17 protein-coding genes are annotated in these 15,723 nt (G+C 64.3%); 7 read left to right on the plus strand and 10 right to left on the minus strand.

Annotated elements, in window-relative coordinates:
- Window position 1 precedes the first annotated feature (1 nt).
- The 8 genes from ASC68_RS01045 to ASC68_RS01080 form a co-directional block, all read right to left on the minus strand.
- Window positions 2-910, minus strand: a complete 909-nt coding sequence (locus ASC68_RS01045) for a dihydrodipicolinate synthase family protein (RefSeq protein ID WP_055873447.1) — start codon at window positions 908-910, stop codon at window positions 2-4.
- A gap of 14 nt (window positions 911-924) precedes the next feature.
- On the minus strand, window positions 925-1,236 hold the full coding sequence (locus tag ASC68_RS01050; protein ID WP_055873450.1) for an L-rhamnose mutarotase: 312 nt from the start codon (window positions 1,234-1,236) through the stop codon (window positions 925-927).
- 11 nt (window positions 1,237-1,247) lie between these two features.
- The gene (locus ASC68_RS01055) at window positions 1,248-2,033 is read right to left on the minus strand and encodes an IclR family transcriptional regulator (protein ID WP_055873453.1); all 786 of its coding nucleotides are present in this window, start codon (window positions 2,031-2,033) and stop codon (window positions 1,248-1,250) included.
- Window positions 2,034-2,209: 176 nt separating this feature from the next.
- Window positions 2,210-3,403, minus strand: coding sequence for an enolase C-terminal domain-like protein (locus ASC68_RS01060; protein ID WP_055873456.1), 1,194 nt, complete (start codon window positions 3,401-3,403; stop codon window positions 2,210-2,212).
- Between the two features lie 35 nt (window positions 3,404-3,438).
- The gene (locus tag ASC68_RS01065) at window positions 3,439-4,434 is read right to left on the minus strand and encodes an ABC transporter permease (protein WP_055873458.1); all 996 of its coding nucleotides are present in this window, start codon (window positions 4,432-4,434) and stop codon (window positions 3,439-3,441) included.
- Window positions 4,431-5,420 (minus strand): ABC transporter permease, encoded by a 990-nt coding sequence (locus tag ASC68_RS01070; protein WP_055873461.1) that lies wholly within the window; start codon window positions 5,418-5,420, stop codon window positions 4,431-4,433. Before ASC68_RS01070 ends, ASC68_RS01065 begins: the two co-directional genes overlap by 4 nt.
- Window positions 5,421-5,632: 212 nt before the next feature.
- A complete protein-coding gene (locus ASC68_RS01075) occupies window positions 5,633-6,685 on the minus strand; it encodes a substrate-binding domain-containing protein (RefSeq protein ID WP_055873464.1) in 1,053 nt (350 codons plus the stop codon).
- Between the two features lie 52 nt (window positions 6,686-6,737).
- Window positions 6,738-7,541: an ATP-binding cassette domain-containing protein gene (locus tag ASC68_RS01080; protein WP_055873467.1), complete on the minus strand. Its 804-nt coding sequence runs from the start codon at window positions 7,539-7,541 to the stop codon at window positions 6,738-6,740.
- A gap of 201 nt (window positions 7,542-7,742) precedes the next feature.
- Between ASC68_RS01080 and ASC68_RS01085 the strand changes: the two genes are divergently transcribed.
- Entirely contained in the window at window positions 7,743-8,189 is a 447-nt protein-coding gene (locus tag ASC68_RS01085; RefSeq protein WP_055873470.1) for a hypothetical protein, read from the plus strand.
- Window positions 8,190-8,319: 130 nt separating this feature from the next.
- Here ASC68_RS01085 and ASC68_RS01090 read toward each other — a convergent pair whose 3' ends face one another.
- Window positions 8,320-8,970 (minus strand): GntR family transcriptional regulator, encoded by a 651-nt coding sequence (locus ASC68_RS01090; protein WP_055873473.1) that lies wholly within the window; start codon window positions 8,968-8,970, stop codon window positions 8,320-8,322.
- Window positions 8,971-9,230: 260 nt separating this feature from the next.
- Between ASC68_RS01090 and ASC68_RS01095 the strand changes: the two genes are divergently transcribed.
- The 6 genes from ASC68_RS01095 (at window position 9,231) to ASC68_RS01120 (ending at window position 14,847) form a co-directional block, all read left to right on the plus strand.
- Window positions 9,231-10,559: an extracellular solute-binding protein gene (locus ASC68_RS01095; RefSeq protein ID WP_055873476.1), complete on the plus strand. Its 1,329-nt coding sequence runs from the start codon at window positions 9,231-9,233 to the stop codon at window positions 10,557-10,559.
- A 234-nt stretch (window positions 10,560-10,793) separates the two neighbouring features.
- Window positions 10,794-11,705: a sugar ABC transporter permease gene (locus tag ASC68_RS01100; RefSeq protein ID WP_055873478.1), complete on the plus strand. Its 912-nt coding sequence runs from the start codon at window positions 10,794-10,796 to the stop codon at window positions 11,703-11,705.
- On the plus strand, window positions 11,705-12,589 hold the full coding sequence (locus ASC68_RS01105; protein WP_055873481.1) for a carbohydrate ABC transporter permease: 885 nt from the start codon (window positions 11,705-11,707) through the stop codon (window positions 12,587-12,589). The genes ASC68_RS01100 and ASC68_RS01105 overlap by 1 nt, the downstream gene beginning before the upstream one ends.
- A 146-nt stretch (window positions 12,590-12,735) precedes the next feature.
- Window positions 12,736-13,785 (plus strand): mannonate dehydratase, encoded by a 1,050-nt coding sequence (locus tag ASC68_RS01110; protein ID WP_055873484.1) that lies wholly within the window; start codon window positions 12,736-12,738, stop codon window positions 13,783-13,785.
- A 177-nt stretch (window positions 13,786-13,962) separates the two neighbouring features.
- Complete coding sequence (locus ASC68_RS01115) at window positions 13,963-14,157, plus strand: hypothetical protein (RefSeq protein ID WP_055873487.1); 195 nt, start codon at window positions 13,963-13,965, stop codon at window positions 14,155-14,157.
- 12 nt (window positions 14,158-14,169) lie between these two features.
- Complete coding sequence (locus ASC68_RS01120; RefSeq protein WP_055873490.1) at window positions 14,170-14,847, plus strand: Fic family protein; 678 nt, start codon at window positions 14,170-14,172, stop codon at window positions 14,845-14,847.
- 105 nt (window positions 14,848-14,952) lie between these two features.
- Here ASC68_RS01120 and ASC68_RS01125 read toward each other — a convergent pair whose 3' ends face one another.
- Window positions 14,953-15,723 carry a ribonuclease activity regulator RraA gene (locus ASC68_RS01125; protein WP_244488391.1) on the minus strand — a complete coding sequence of 257 codons (771 nt, stop codon included), beginning with the start codon at window positions 15,721-15,723 and terminating at the stop codon, window positions 14,953-14,955.

The following is a 15,723-nucleotide window of genomic DNA, read 5'->3' on the forward strand; positions in this document are numbered from 1 at the left end:
CTCAGGCCCCGAAGGCGACCGGGGTCGGAACGACGGTCGCCAGCAGCTCGTCGATCTCGCGCTGGGTGATCGGGTCGACGGCGGTGGTCGGGCTGCGGACCAGGGCGTGGCGGATGATGCCGCGCCGCACCAGCAGCTGCTTGTGGATGGCGTAAAAGATGTCGCCGCCCTGGTTGCCCAGCCGGTTCACTGCCATGATCGTCGCATCGAAGCGCTGGCGCGCCGCGGCTTCATCGCCGCGCTGGAAGGCGTCCCACACCGCAACGAAATCGGCAGGCTGGCTGCAGAACGGCATGGTCCCGTGCGCACCGCGCCGCAGTTCCTCGATGAAATAGCTGCCGCCGGCGCCGCCGAAAATCGTCAACCGGTCGCCCGCTGCACTCGACATCGCATGCACCTTGCCGGTAACCGGCACGGTCTCGACCTTGATGTAGGTGACGTTCGGGCAGGCGTCGGCGATGCGGAGCGCCAGGCCCGGGGAGATCGGCCCCTGCGGTACGTCCTGCAGGATGATCGGGATGCCGACTGCCGCATCGATGGCGCGGTAATAGTCGAAGATCTCCTCCGAACTTACCGGCATGAAGGAGGGCGGGATCACCATCAGCGCATCGGCGCCCGCCGCCTCGGCAGCGCGCGAATAGAACACCGCGAGATCGGTGCCGGCAGCGCCCGAGTTGATGATGACCGGCACGCGGCCGTTGACCGCCTTGATGGTGGCGCGCGTGATCTGGGCGCGCTCGGCCTCGTTGAACTTGAACACTTCGCTGCCCAGCGCCACGCCGAGGCCGTGCACTCCGGCCGCGATGTTGAACTCGATCAGGCGTGCGAGGCTCTCCTCGTCGATGCTGCCATCGGGGTGGAATGGCGTGACGAGAATGGGCACTACGCCCCTGATGGTGGCGGAGGTCATGGACAATGGCTCTCTCAGCGATTTTCGAAGTTGAACATTTCCTCGACCGGGCGTTGCACCGGCGAGAAGTCGGAATTGGTTTCCATGTAGGGCGCCATCATCTCCCACCAGCGCCAGGTCAGGTCGCTGATTGGGGTCGCCGGATCGGGGGCGCTGTCGCGCTCCATGTAGGCGAAGAGGTCGAGCCCGTTGCGGTAGATCGAGAAGCTGCGCACGCCGTCGCGCCGCATGGCATCGAGCATCTCGGGCCAGATCTCGTCGTGCTTTTGCTTATAGATCGCCTCGTTGCCGGGCTTCAGCTTCATCATCCAGGCGATGCGAACCACAGGTCTTCTCCCTAACCGGCGAGGCGGGTTGCCGCAGCGGCGACCGGCGGCCATTCGCCGGCATAGCCGAGCCGGCGGCTCACATGCTCGCAGGCGTCCCACAGCATGGCGACCACCGGCATGACGTTGTCACCACCGGGCTTTTTCACCGACGGGCCGGTGACGCTCATGGCGCCGACCGAGTGGCCGGAACGATCGAGCAGCGGCACGGCGACGCAATAGACGCCCATCACCACTTCCTGGTCGTCGATCGAATAGAAGCGGTCGCGGATGCGGCCGATCTCCTCGCGCAGTTTTTTGGCATCGACGATGGTGTGGCTGGTGAGCGCCGGCAACGGGTGGGTGTAGACCTCCTCCTGCCGGGCCTCGGGCATATAAGACAACATCGCCTTGCCGGCGCCACCACAGTTCAGCGGACCGCGCGAGCCGATGCGCATGTCGAGCTGCATGCCCTCGTTGCCGCGCACCTTGTCGATGCACACCCCGAACATGCCGCTCAGGGCGTTGACGTTCACCGTCTCGCGGGTCGCCTCGGCAATCTGCTCGGCGAACGGCCGGCAGAGCCGCGGCAGGTCGATGCGCTCGAGCTGCAGCCCGGTGATTTCGAGCAGGCGGAAGCTCAGCTCCCACTCGCCGGACGGCGTGCGATCGACCACCCCCTCTTCGGCGAGGTCGAGCAGCATCCGGTGCACCGAGCCGAGCGGCAGCTGCAACTGCTGCGCCACCGCGCGGACCCCCAGCGGACCCTTGCGGGCCAGCAGATCCATGGCCTGGACGGACCGGGTGATGCTCGACATCTAAACTCCTAGGCTTCGCAGTCGGGTCTCCCTCCCCCTTGCGGGGAGGGGACAGGGGTGGGGGGCGAGGAGCCCAGTGCCCATCGGCCCGTCCGCTGGCTCCGCACACCCCACCCCAGCCCTCCCCGTCGAGGGGAGGGAGTTGGCCGGTGGGTGCGGCTGCGCAGCAGACATGATCACCAATGGGTCTTCTTGGTCGTTGCGTTGGGTTCGATCAGGTTGTCGTCGATATAGTCCCACTCGATTTCGTAACCCATGCCGGGGCCTTTGGGCATGTGCACGAAGCCCTCGGAGTCGATCTTATCGACAGTGTTCTTGAGGTAGGGGTGCGGCGCGTCGTAATCGACGCCCGGCGCGAGCAGGCCCTTCTCGTAATACTCGGAGGTATCCTCGGAGGTGGCGCCGATCACCTGCAGGTTGCCCCAGCCGGCCATGTGCATCTCGCAGCGCAGGCCATAGGCTTCGGCGACGATGGCGGTCTTCCTCGCACCCGTGATGCCGCCGCGCACCACGTCGATGCGGCTCATGTCGCCGGCGCCGCGTAGGATCCACTCGGCGCGGGAGAACACACCGCCGGCGATGATCTCGGGGGAGAGGATCGGGATCTGCAGTTCCCGGCTCAACCGCACATAGCTCTCGGTGCGGTATTCCGGCATCGGGTGCTCGTACCAGTAGAAGTTGAGCTTTTCGAGCTCGCGGCCGACCTGGATCGCCTCCTCCATGGTCATGTAGGTGCCCCACGGGTCGAACATCAGCACGTAATCCGGCCCCACCGCCTCGCGCACCAGGTGGCAGGTCTCGATATCGGCCTTGATGTTGGACGGGCGACCGGGAGTCGGCTGACCGGTCTCGGGGTTCCAGAAATAGTGCGGGTGGATCTTGTAGGCGATGTAGCCTTCGTTTTTGCAGGCCAGCGCATGCTCGGCATAGACGTGCGGCTTGCCGATATTGGGGTAGGTCGAGGCGTAGGCCTTCACCTTCTCGCGTCCGGCGCCGCCCATCAGCTTGTAGACCGGCAGGTTGGCGTAGCGACCGGCGAGGTCCCACAGCGCATTGTCGATCACCGAGGCGACGTTTTCCTGGACGTTGGCGACCCACATCCATTTCCAGATCATCTCGCGATCCATCGGGTCCTGGCCAACCAGCAGATCCTTGATGCGCCACAGGATCTGCTGCTGGTCGACGACGTTGAGGCCCTCATTGTCGCCGTGCGAACCGCCGCCGAAATAGTGCCCGACCACGCCTTCGTCGGTGTGGATGGTGAGCACCGTCTGCATCATCTGCGTGTTGGGCAAAGGCAGCGCGTGGCCGACATCCCAGCGGTCGGCATAGGTGCGGAACGTCTTGATGGTGATGTCCGAGATCTTCACGGCACAGAATCCTTAGGTCGGGTGATAACTGGTTATTATTCGTAAGCGTCGCCGCCGCGCAGGCGATCGAGCAGGACTGCGGCGAGCAGCAGCAGGCCGACAATGATGTTTACGTAGTAGGGGCTGATGGCCTTGAGATCGAGGATGTTGCTGACACCAGCGACCGCCAAGAGGCCAAGCGCACCACCGACCGGGTTGCCGACGCCGCCACGCAGGATCGAGTAGCCGCCGATCATCAGCGCCGCATAGACCTGGAACTCGAGCCCGACGCCGGTGGCCCGCGCCGCACTGCCGAGCTGCGCCGCATAGACGATGCCGCCGAGCCCGGCGCCGAACGACGAGAGCAGCAGCGCCGCGACCCGCACCCTCTTCACCGAAATGCCGGCGCGCCCCGCGGCCTTGTCGTCACCGCCCACCGCCTGCACATGCCGACCGACGCGGGTCTTGGTAACGATCAGCGCGGCGATGGCGGTCAAGAGGATGGCGAGGAGGAAGAACAGCGGCAGCCCGAATACCGTGGTGCTGACCAGGTTGAACATGTCGATGTTGAAGGCAAAGATGGCTCCCTGCGAGCCGAGCAGCACCCAGGCGATGCCGCGCAAAGCCACCAGCATGCCGAGCGTCGCAGCGATCGGCTCGGCCCCGAAGCCGACAATGGCGATGGCGTTGATGCCGCCGAAGCAGAGGCAGGCACAGAGCGTCACCGCCGCGGCGCTGGCCGGATCCCAGCCGAGCGAAATCAGCAGCGCGAACACCGCCGAGGAGAAGCCGACCATCGAGCCGATCGACAGGTCGACGACGCCCGAGAGCAGCGCCATGCCGGAGAAGGCGCCGACGATCAGCGGCACGATCAGGAAGGTGCCCATGATCGAGATATTGCCGAACGACAGGAATTTGGGCCCGACCCAGAACCAGCCCACCGCGACCACAGCGATGAAGGTGAAGGTGATCGAGGCGACCGAGCCGGTCAGCAGCTCGCGCCAGGGGTTATGCGGCGCGGGCGGCAGGGTGGAAGCAGCAGTGTCGCTCATGGCGTTCCCTTCCGTGCGCGATAACCGTCGATGGCGACCGCGATGACGAGGATCAGGCCCTGGAAGATCGACTGGGTGTCAGAGCTGAGCCCGAAGAACACCAGCGACGTCGGAATGGTCGACAGAAACCCGACGCTCAACAGCAGCATCCAGAAATTGCCGCGCCCACCGGCGAGCGAAATGCCCGCGAGGATCACCCCGGCGATGATATTGAGCTGCATGGCGTTGCCCGAACCCGGGTTGAACGGTCCGGCGGTCGCCGCGAACAGCACTGCGGCAAAGCCGACGAAGCCGCCGGCAGCCATGAAGATGGCGAACCGCGTCGCCCTGAGCGAGATGCCGCGGGCCTTGGCGGCGGCGCGATTGCCGCCCACGGCGGTGGCGCGGCGGCCGTACTTCGTGCGCGGCAAGAGGAACCCGACCACCAGCACCAGCCCCAGCATCGGCCAGAAGATCGCCGGCAGGCCGAACAGGCTGGCGCGGCCGAAATGATAGATGTCGGAGTTGAGCGGTACTTCGGCGAGCTGGAACACCAGGAACAGAGCGGCGAGGCCGATGAAGTTGGTCGCCAGCGTCACGATCACCGGATTGAGCTTGGCAAAGACGATGATCGCCGCATTGAAGGCCCCCCACGCCATGCCGGTGAGGATGGCGCCGACGATCACCACGGGGAGCGGCATGCCGGCTTCCGAGAGCCGCACCGCGACGAGGCTGGCGGTGATCATGCCGGCCGGCTGGCTCAGATCGATGAAGCCGCCCGAGATGGCGACGAGCCCCTGCCCGATCGCCAACACGCCGACGATCGACATGGTGAAGGCGATGGCCAGCACCGTCTGCTGCGACAGGAAGTCGGGGCGGTAGAGGCCGGTGGCGGCGATCAGCAGCAGCCACACCGCAAGCAGCATGATGCCGGTGCCCCAGCCACCAAAACGGACCCGGAGCGGTACAGCCGGCGGCGCGGTCTCGGTGGCTTGGGTCAGGGACATCGGCGGTGGTTCCGAGGAATTCATTGGCAGTCTAGAAGTCGCAGAGCAGGAAGCGGTGTGCGTCGCCCCACCCCACCCAGGTGGTGAGGACGGTGCTGGTGCCGCTGCCTCTCCCTCCCCCTTGTGGGGAGGGTAGCGTCGCTAAGGGCCAGCGGCCCTGTAGCAAAGCTAGGGTGGGGGTGAGGCACCGCGCACCGTCCTGCCAGTCGGACTCAACCCTTGTTCGGGCAGAACAGCTCGTACTCCGTCGTCCCGGCGGGGGCGGCGAGCAGTTGCTTCACGCGTTCCGGCATGTCGGGCACCGACTTGGCCTGCTCGGCGGTGACCGGGCACGGCTGGACCTTGGAGGCCGGATCGCCGGCATCGGCCTTCAGCGCAGGGGTATTGCCTTCGGCGATCGGCTTGATCACGTCCTTGATGGCATACACGGCGTAGCCCTCGAGGAAGTAGAACACCGAACCGACCAGGTGCGGGTTGACGTTGTCGCCGGTGATGAAGGCGCCGTCCTGGCCCCAGCCGATGACTTCGTCGGCGCGGCCGAGCTGCTCGGCGGCATTGATGAGGGCGAGCACGCCGCCATCGTTCAGGCCGACCACGGCGATCTTCTTGGCGTCGGGATGGGCAGCGAGCAGGTCACGAGCGGCCGGCAGGCCGACAGCCGCGTCACCCTGGCTCTCGAAGCTCACGTACTTTTCTTTCGGAATGTCCGGGCAGACATTGCCCAGGCCGGTGCGCATGCCGCCGGTGCGCCACTCGTTGACGATGCCGGCGCCGGCGCCTTCAGCCGAGATCACCAGATCGGGCTCGCAGTTCCACTTTTCCTTGACGATGGCGCCGAGGCCCTCGCCACCGGCAATGCCCGCACCGAGGTTGTCGATGCCGACGAAATACATGCCGGGATCGGCGATGTCGTAGGTGACGATCGGAATATTGGCCTGCTTGGCGACCGCCGAGATGGCCGGGTTGGAGGCAGCCTGGCCATTGAACTGGATGATCGCATCAACGCCTTCCTGCGCGAAGATCTGCACGTTCTTAAGGGCCGTCGCAGGGTCGTTGTTGTTGGAGAGCTCGACATAGTCCCAGCCCTCCTTCTCGGCGAGGGCGCGGGCAACGTCACCCTGGGCCTTCATCCATTCGCAGCAGGTGTTGCCACCCACCGCCATGCCGAGCTTGAACTTGTCCTGGGCTTCCGCGACACCGGCAATGCCGATGAGCGCAGGAACCGAAAGCGCCATGACGGCGAATGCACGTACTGAGTTGCGCAAGATAGGTCTCCTCCCTTTGCGAAAATAGTCTGATCGGCTCCGAGGCCCTGCCTCAGGCCGCAACCTCCGCGGCGCGCGCTTCGGGCGAGTCGCCCGGAATGGCGCCGGTAATCAAACCGACAATCTCGTTGACCTCGGTATCCTTGACGGTGCGGGTGGCGATCGAGCGGCCCAGCCGCATCACTGTGATGCGATCGGCGACGCTCATCAGCTGCTGCATGTTGTGGCTGACGATGATCACCGAGACGTCGTGCTGGCGCAGGTCGCGGATCACCTCGAGCACCTGGCCGGTCTCGCGTACTCCGAGCGCCGCGGTCGGCTCGTCGAGGATGACGATGCGGCGGCCCCAGAGCAGCGCCCGGGCGATGGCGAGGCACTGGCGCTGGCCGCCCGACATACCCTTCACCGAGACGTTGATCGAGGGGATTTTCACCTTGAGCATGTCCAGCACTTCGCGGGCCCGCTCGCGCATCCGGCGGTCGTCGACGAGGTTGAACAGCCGGGCCAGCGGGTGCTTCGAGAGTTCCTCGCGGCCGAGATAAACGTTCTGGTAAGCCGACATGGTGTCGACCAGCGCCAGGTCCTGGTAGACCGTCTCGATCCCCGCATCCATGGCGTCCTGGGCGCGCTTCAGTACGACCGGCTTGCCGTCGATGACGATGTCGCCGCCCGACGGGGTGACGATGCCGGAGAGGATTTTTAAGAGCGTCGACTTGCCGGCGCCGTTATCGCCCACCAGCCCCACCACCTCGCGCGGTCGCAGCGTCAGCGACGCATCGGCGAGCGCCACCACCGCACCGAAATGGCGCGAAATATTGTGTGCCGCAAGGACAGGCGAGAGCGCCTCGTCACTCATGAGCTTCCCTCCCGATCGCCCGTCGTACGTTCCGTATCTGGAACGGGCGTTTCATATTAGGGACAGCTAATCGCCCGTGACGGTGCTTGTCAACGGGGCGCGGGATTCGACTTGCGACTGAGGCACGAGGGCGGCGGAGTTGTCCAGCCGTCAGGTTGGCGCTAGCATCGAAGTGGGTGAGCGAGTGACCTGGAGTGTAAGATGCCCAGTCCGTCCAATGCGCGCTACGAAGTTACAGCCTACATCATTGCTGCCGTCGTCATCGCCACGCTGGTGGGCGCCCTGGTCGGCGCCGTGTTCGCCGATAACGACGCCGGCCGCGCCTCGGTCGGTATCGTCGCCGCCTTCTGTGCGGTGGCGGCCGAGATCGTCATCCGGCGTTATCTGGGCGAGGCGATGCCGCAATTCTTCCTTTCCAACCGCGAACGCCACGCGCCGCTGTCGGTGTGGGTCGGCGCCTTCGTTACCGCCGTCGCGGCGGGCCTTGCCACCAGCAGCATCGGCCAGCTGATGGGCATCACCGACAGCATGATGATCGGATTGCTGGCCGGTCTGTTCGCCGGGCTGATCGCCTCGGTGCTCGTGGTGCTGCATGATCACGAAGCGAACCTTCGCAGCGGAAGGAAGCCGGCAAGCGACGCGGTTTAGGACACGGTCGCTTCGGCTCCTTCGCCTTCTCCCCTTGCGACGAGCGATGGTGTACGCGGAGAGAACCCCTCATCCGCCCTTCGGGCACCTTCTCCCACAAGGGGAGAAGGCGATCACGGTGAGGCCGCTGCTACGTCGTCAGCACGCGGTGCAGCACGCCCTGCAGGTGCCGGTCGAGCCCGTCGCAGGCGGCCTCGACGTCACCGGCCTTCAGCGCATCGATGATCACCATATGCTCCTCCATCGAGGTCACGGTGTTGGCCGGGCCGACCGCGTTGAGGTTGTGCAGGCGCAACAGGTACATCTTCTGGGTCAGCCGCGCGTAGTTGACCCTGATCTGGTCATTGTCGAAGGCGGCAACGAAGGTATCGTGGAACTTCCGCTCGAGCAGTTTTACCGGCACGCGGTAGCGTTCCATGTCGTTGGTCTGGCGGACGAAATCGATGATCCCGAGATGTTCGGCGCGCATCGCGTCGATCCAGGCGGGGGTCACGGTCTGCGCGAACTTCCTGAGGCCCTCGCGTTCGAGCAGGCCGCGAAACTGGAAGCAATTCCCGACGAACTTCACGTCCGGATAGAAGATGGTGATCCCCACCTTGCGGCGGACGGTGATCAGCCCCTCGGCCTCGAGCAGCGTCGTCGTTTCGCGCATCGGCGACAGCGACAGGCCCAGCACCTTGCACAGTTCCTCTTGTGTCAGGGTCTGGCCGAGCTTCAGCCGGCCGTCGATGAGAGCGTCAAAGAACGCGGCGTAACCGGCATTCTCGATTTCACCCCTCATCCTTTTCTCCTAGCCAATGGCGCATTGACAGTTGTTCGAGCCCCATAATACGCTCTTAATAGCGCTAATAAATATATTTAAAAGCCGGCGCTGCGAGAAAACTGTGAGCGGCCGGGCCGTTTGGGCCACCGCGCTCTAGGCAAATCGGGACCCCGCGGGGAGGCGGCGTGACCCACCGAACGTTGATCGCCCCAGCGATCAGTCCGGCACCGTCGCCGCAATCGCCAAGCCGCACACGAGCTCATCTTGGAGGAGAGCCCATGACCAAATCATTCGACACCCAGAAGCCGACCGGCTGGTCGCGCCGCCGCGTGCTGAAGACCGCCGCAAGCGGCCTGGCGCTGGCCGCCGCCAGCAGCTTCCCGATGCCCGCCCTGGCGCAGGGCAAGAAGCTCACCTACTGGGGTGGCCTGATCTTTTCGGACGATGCCAACAAGCTGCTGACCGACACCATCAATGCCTGGGGCGCCGCCAACGGCGTCGCCACCGAAGTGGTGATGATCAACCAGAACGAGACCACCCAGAAGGTCTCGGCGGCGGTATCGTCCAACACCATGCCGGATGCCCTCGACATGGGTCTCGGCCTCGCCCGGCTGCTCGCCCGGCAGAGCCAGTTCTCCGATGTCGGCGACCTCTACAAGAAGATCGGCGACGCGCAGGGCGGCTGGTTCGCCGGTCCCGATACCGCATCCGACCTGACGGCGGATGGCGGCATTGCCCGCGTCGGCATCCCGTTCGGCGTCAACGGCAACCTGCTGCTGCGGCGCAAGGACCTGCTCGAGCCCGCCGGCTTCACCGAGGCGCCCAAGACCTGGGACGAACTGGTGACGCAGGCCGAAGCCATCAACAAGGCGCCGGTTTCGGGGCTGGGTCTCGCCCTCTCCAATGTCGGCGACGCAAACCTGCAGGTCGCGGTGCTGCAGTCGTTCGGGGGCCGCATCGCCGACGACGCCGGCAAGAAAGTGACGATCGACTCGCCCGAGACGCGGTTGTGGCTCACCTGGCTGAAGAATGCCTGGGACAAGGGCCTGTTCTCGCCCGGCAACACCACCTGGGACGGCGCCGGCGACAACCAGGCTTATCTGTCGGGCCAGGCCGGCTTCATCGCCAATACCGGCTCGGTCGGTATCGCCGCGCGGAAAGACGATCCGGAACTGTTCGAATCCAGCGCCTTCTCGCCGCTGCCCGGCGGCCCCAAGGGCATCATCTCGCCGATCGACGTGCAATTGCGCGCCATCACCAAGGCGAGCCCGGTGCAGGACGAAGCCAAAGCGCTGCTCGAACACCTCTCGTCGCCAGAGTTCATGAACGCCTATTTCAACGTGGCGATCTATGGTCCGGTGCTGACCAACCAGGAGAAGCTCCAGGCGTTCGACGGCACCAACACCATCCTCGTCGGCCTGCTCGGGCTCGCCAAGAACGGCACGGCTCCGGCCTACCCGGATGTCAACAACGCCGCCTTCGCTGATTTCGGCTCCAACTTCCTCATTCCCAAGCTCGCCCAGCGCGTGGTGGTGGATGGCTGGGACTTCGACAAGGCGATCGCCGAAGCGCAGACCCAGGGCCAGGCGATCTACGACAAGTACTGATCCCAAGTTCCTCCCTGCCGCGGATGGTTCCTCCCGGGGCCATCCGCGGATGTTTTGGAAAAGTTACGCATTGCATGGCCTGAGTGCTTGGCTGCCCCTCACCCCCACCCTCTCCCCAAAGGGGCGAGGGGGCGTTGTGGCACTGCCGGCGCAAAGTGCGTCCCCTCGCCCCTCTGGGGAGAGGGTTAGGGTGAGGGTGAGGGTGAGGGTGAGGGGTAGCCAAGCGCACCGATCATGACTGTTTCAACGCAAGACTCCACTCCCCGCCGCCGCTTCGGCGGTGGGTTCAAGCTCAAGCTCTTCGCCTATGCGCTGGTGGCGCCGGTGGTGCTGCTGATCCTCGGGCTGGTCGCCTATCCGTTTTTCTTTGCCATCTGGGTGTCGTTCACCGACATGGTGATCGGCAGCACCGGCAACTTCATCGGCTTCAAGAACTTCGAATACCTGGCGGGGACCGCGACCTTCTGGGCCGCCATCCGCAACACCATTGTCATCGTCCTCGTTTCGGACGTGCTGAAGCTGGTGATCGGGCTGGGCCTGGCACTGCTGGTGCACCAGAACCTGCCGGGGCGAGGTATCTTCCGCTCGTTCCTGATGCTGCCTTGGGCCATGCCGGCTTTCGTCGCCTTCCTCACCTGGCGCGTGCTTTACCAGCCGATCGGCGGCGGCATTAATCTGATCCTCAACCAGACCGGGCTCTACGCCGGCACCGTCGACTGGCTCGGCACCCGCACCACCGCCATGGCTTCGGTGATCATCGCCTCGGTGTGGCGCGGTTTTCCGTTCTGGTTCATCTCAATTCTTGCGGCCCTGCAATCGGTGCCCAAAGAACTTTACGAGGCGGCGATCGTTGACGGCGCCAATACCTGGCAGCGGTTCTGGAACGTCACCATCCCCAGCATTCTGCCGGTGATCATCGTCACCACGCTGCTCTCTTCGATCTGGACCGCCAACGGCTTCGAGCATGTCTGGCTGTTGACCGCCGGCGGCCCGTCGGACGCCACCATGGTGTTCCCGGTGCTGGCCTATTTCGGCATGCAGACCCAGCGCATCGGTGAAGCCGCCGCGGTGTCGGTCTACATGCTGCCGGTGCTGGCCATCCTCGTGATCTTTGCCACTTCGCTGATGATGCGGAGGGAGGAATAATGGCCAGTCTCGCCGAAATCGCCAGTGCGGCGCCGACCAATGCCGGCGCCTCGGCGCGTCGCCGGTTCCTGATCGCCCGGCTGCTGAGCTATGCCGCGTTGATCGTCGCGGTCATCCTCGTGCTGTTCCCGGTTTACTGGATGCTGGCGACGTCGCTCAAACTGCCACGCGACATCCTGCGTGTGCCGTCTCTGTGGCCGTCCCGCTTCAGCCTCGCCAACTTCGAGAAGCTGCTCGCCGACGGGCAGTTCCTGCTGTCGATCCGCAACAGCTTCATTGTCGCCTCGACCGTCACCGTGATCTCGGTGATCATCTCGTCGTTCGCCGCCTATTCGATGGTGCGGTTCCGCTATCGCTTCCGCGGCGTCATCGGCCGGCTGATCCTCTTCGCCTACCTCACCCCCGGCTCGCTGCTGTTCATTCCGCTGTCGATCGTCATGGCGCAGCTGAAGCTCGGCAACTCGCTGCAGGGCCTGATTCTCGTCTACCTCACCTTCTCGCTGCCGCTCTCCACCTGGCTGCTGCAGGGCTATTTCCGCGGCGTACCGCGTGAGCTCGAGGAGCAGGGGATGATCGACGGGCTGACCCGGTTCGGGGCGCTGCTGCGCATCACCCTGCCGCTCTCGGCGCCCGGCCTCGCGGCGGTCGCCATCTTCACCTTCACCGGCGCCTGGAACGAGCTGCTGTTCGCACTGGTGCTCACGACGTCGGAAAGCGTGCGCACCGCGCCGCTGGCGCTCAACTATCTCATCACTTCCGACGTCTTGCCTTGGGGCCCGCTGATGGCCGGCGCAGCGATCTCGTCGGTGCCGCTGATGATCCTCTATTTCGTTGCCCAGCGCTTCATGGTGGCGGGCATGACCGAGGGATCGGTCAAGGGATGACCCATCGAGCCGCTCCCCAGCCACGGTGTCATTCCCGCGAAAGCGGGAAACTCTGTTCGGGGCTTCGGCAACGCAAACGGAGGTTTCCGCTTTCGCGGGAATGACCCGGTGACACACGGACAGCATTTCTAACTGGGAAGACAATTATGGGTATCAGGGTTGCGGTAGGCCAGTTCCACGAACTGAGCGAGGAAAGGCTCCGCTTCGCGGCGCAGATCGGCGCCACCGGGTTGCAGATGAACAACCCGACGCTGCCGGGCGACAATCGCTGGGAGCAGCAGGACGTCAGGGCGCTGGTCGACCAGGTGGAAGCAGCCGGCCTTAAGTTCGAAGCGATCGAGAACGTCCCCACCCATTTCTACCACAAGGCGATGATGGGGCTCGAGGGCCGCGACGAGCAGATCGAGAACTACCAGGCAACGATCCGCGCCGTGGCGCGCGCCGGCATCCCGGTGCTCGGGCTGCACTTCATGCCCAACTCGGTGTGGACCACCAAGCGCGATGCTGCGACCCGCGGCGGCGCCGTCGCCCGCCAGTTCGACATGGCGGTGGTCGAAGCCAATATCGACAATCTCGAGCTGCTCCGCTCGTTCATGCCGACGACGCTCGGACGCGCCTCCTCGATGCCGCTGTTCGGCAAGGACGGCCCGCTGATCACCGAAGACCAGATGTGGAGCAACTACGAGTATTTCATGAAGGCGGTGCTGCCGGTGGCCGAAGAGGAAGGCCTGAAGCTGGCGCTGCACCCCGATGATCCGCCGGTGCCGATGCTGGGCGGCGTGGCGCGGCTGTTCTACAAGCCGGAGAACTTCAAGAAGGCCTATGACCTGGTCGGTCGTTCGGAAGCCTGGTCGCTCGACCTCTGCCTCGGCTGCTGCTCGGAGATGGAAGGCGGCAAGCAGAACGTCACCGAGATGATCGAGTATTTCGCGCCCAAGGGCCGGATCTCCTACATCCACTTCCGCGACGTGAAGGGCTCGGTGCCGAACTTCGTCGAGTGCTTCATCGGCGACGGCAATTTCGACCCGGCCGAAGTCATCGTGCTGCTCGCCAAGAACGGCTTTGACGGCTTCCTGCTCGACGACCACGTGCCCAAGATGGACGGCGACAGCGACTGGAACCACCGCGGCCGCTCGCACGCCATCGGCTACATGCAGGGGTTGATCCGGATGGCGGAATTCCTCGGTAGGGCCTAGGAAAGCCACACAGGTCGTGTCGACGACGGGCTTGATCGGCAACCGTGATCCATGTCCCGACTCAACACGATTGTGCGACCGGGCCTCTGAAAAACCGTCACCCCGACCTATTTTCGTAGCACGACATTAACACCACAATGGTGCAAGATAGGTGCGAATCTTATTGGAGACCCCCTCATGACCAACGCACTTAGCGCGCTAATCGACGCAGCCAAAAAGGTTCACCAGACAGAAAGACAGCAGGAGGAACAGCGTAGGAGCTTTGCCTATGGCAACACTGCGTTTGAGAACTCCGACATCACTCGCTCCATGATCGATGAGCAAGCCGAACGATTGGTCACTCTGCAGACCGCAGAGCTCAAGAGAAGGTAGCTCTCTCAAGCTATGGATGACGCCTCAAATCAGCGCCACAGCAAGGCCCTCGAGGCTGAGCTAATCATCGACCCCATCAAAAAGGCGGAAGCGGAGGCCCTCAACGGCCTCCGCCAGTATGATTTTGGCCGTGAGGTGGTTCAGCAGGCGATAGAGCGGAAGGCGTTCAAGCTGCGCCCGTCTCTGTTGCTGGCGCTTCAGCGCGAGGCGTTGCGCGGCATTAGCGCCTATGCTGGCAACTTCCGCCCTGCTGGCGTCGCTATTCAGGGAAGTAAGCACGAACCGGTCGGAGCTCATTTGGTTCCGGAGCTTGTCGAAGACCTGTGTGACTACGTCAACGACAACTGGGAAACGGCTTCACCTATTCACCTCGCGGCCTATGTGATGTGGCGGCTCAACTGGATACATCCATTCTCTGATGGAAATGGGCGCACATCACGCACCTTGTCCTACGTGGTCATGTGTTGTCGCCTGGATGCTGTCCTCCCCGGCCACCCAACAATTCCCGAGCAGATCGTCAGCAATCGCGACCCGTACTTCGCCGCGTTGGATGCTGCGGACGCCGCGTGCAAAGAGGGACGGTTGGATGTCTCAAAGATGGAAGAGCTGCTGAGCGGCATGCTGGCAGTGCAGCTAAAAGGTGTGTACGATGCCGCGTCGAGCACCTCTAGCATCGACGCGTCGACTTAGACACCGACGGGCCATGTGCTTCAGGTAAGACGTTAGCTGCGATGCAAAGCGGCTGAGGAAAAAGGGCGCCACTTGGGCGCCCTTCTCATTCACGGTAGCCTTGCCTTAGTGGCTGGGGCTCGGCGGCAGGCCTTTGGCCTTGCGCCAGGCCTGGTATTCTTCCTCGGCATCGGGGTGCAGCGGGTAGTAGCGGCGGAGCGATTCACCGGCGGTGAGCTTTTCGCGACTGAACACTTCCCACTCGGCGTGCTTCTTGGAATCCTCGATGACCTTTTCGGCCATCGACTGGGGCAGGACGACGACGCCGTCGTCATCGGCCATGATGATGTCGCCGGGGATCACCATGACGCCGCCGCAGGAGATCGGCACGTTCACTGCCGCCGGCCAGATCGAGACCTGGACGTGGTAGTTCGGGGTCCAGCCGCGCATCCAGATGGCGAGGTCGAGTTTGTCGACGTTGGGCTTGTCGCGCATCACGCCGTCGATGACGATGCCGGCGCCTTTGCGGCCCTTGAAGTAGGTCGACATCATGTCGCCGAAGACGCCCGAGCTCAGGTCGCCGCGCGCGTCGACCACGACCACGTCGTTCTCCTCGACTTCATAGAGGACGTGGCGATGCAGCTGCTTTTCGGGGTCCGAGTATTCACCTTCGCTGAAGAGATCCGGGCGCTGCGGCATGAACTGCAGCGTCAGCGCCGTGCCGACGATGGACTTGCCCTTATACTGGCTGACCGGGCCGACCATGTGCGGGTTGCGGAAGCCGGAATGGCCGAGCGACCCGGCGACGGTGGCGGTGCCGATATCCTTCAGCGCGGCGATGACGTCCTTGCTCGGACGCTTGAACGCCGGGATCGGGCTTTGCATGATGTGGACCAT

The organism is Devosia sp. Root105 (assembly GCF_001424865.1).
GTDB lineage: Bacteria > Pseudomonadota > Alphaproteobacteria > Rhizobiales > Devosiaceae > Devosia_A.

What these genes read in the sequence shown, in the direction of transcription:
- ASC68_RS01045 (WP_055873447.1), bottom strand. Translation starts at nt 910, where the DNA reads ATGACCTCCGCCACCATCAGGGGCGTAGTGCCCATTCTCGTCACGCCA.
- ASC68_RS01055 (WP_055873453.1), bottom strand. Translation starts at nt 2,033, where the DNA reads ATGTCGAGCATCACCCGGTCCGTCCAGGCCATGGATCTGCTGGCCCGC.
- ASC68_RS01065 (WP_055873458.1), bottom strand. Translation starts at nt 4,434, where the DNA reads ATGAGCGACACTGCTGCTTCCACCCTGCCGCCCGCGCCGCATAACCCC.
- ASC68_RS01070 (WP_055873461.1), bottom strand. Translation starts at nt 5,420, where the DNA reads ATGTCCCTGACCCAAGCCACCGAGACCGCGCCGCCGGCTGTACCGCTC.
- ASC68_RS01080 (WP_055873467.1), bottom strand. Translation starts at nt 7,541, where the DNA reads ATGAGTGACGAGGCGCTCTCGCCTGTCCTTGCGGCACACAATATTTCG.
- ASC68_RS01085 (WP_055873470.1), top strand. Translation starts at nt 7,743, where the DNA reads ATGCCCAGTCCGTCCAATGCGCGCTACGAAGTTACAGCCTACATCATT.
- ASC68_RS01090 (WP_055873473.1), bottom strand. Translation starts at nt 8,970, where the DNA reads ATGAGGGGTGAAATCGAGAATGCCGGTTACGCCGCGTTCTTTGACGCT.
- ASC68_RS01095 (WP_055873476.1), top strand. Translation starts at nt 9,231, where the DNA reads ATGACCAAATCATTCGACACCCAGAAGCCGACCGGCTGGTCGCGCCGC.
- ASC68_RS01100 (WP_055873478.1), top strand. Translation starts at nt 10,794, where the DNA reads ATGACTGTTTCAACGCAAGACTCCACTCCCCGCCGCCGCTTCGGCGGT.
- ASC68_RS01105 (WP_055873481.1), top strand. Translation starts at nt 11,705, where the DNA reads ATGGCCAGTCTCGCCGAAATCGCCAGTGCGGCGCCGACCAATGCCGGC.
- ASC68_RS01110 (WP_055873484.1), top strand. Translation starts at nt 12,736, where the DNA reads ATGGGTATCAGGGTTGCGGTAGGCCAGTTCCACGAACTGAGCGAGGAA.
- ASC68_RS01115 (WP_055873487.1), top strand. Translation starts at nt 13,963, where the DNA reads ATGACCAACGCACTTAGCGCGCTAATCGACGCAGCCAAAAAGGTTCAC.
- ASC68_RS01120 (WP_055873490.1), top strand. Translation starts at nt 14,170, where the DNA reads ATGGATGACGCCTCAAATCAGCGCCACAGCAAGGCCCTCGAGGCTGAG.
- ASC68_RS01125 (WP_244488391.1), bottom strand. Translation starts at nt 15,723, where the DNA reads ATGGTCCACATCATGCAAAGCCCGATCCCGGCGTTCAAGCGTCCGAGC.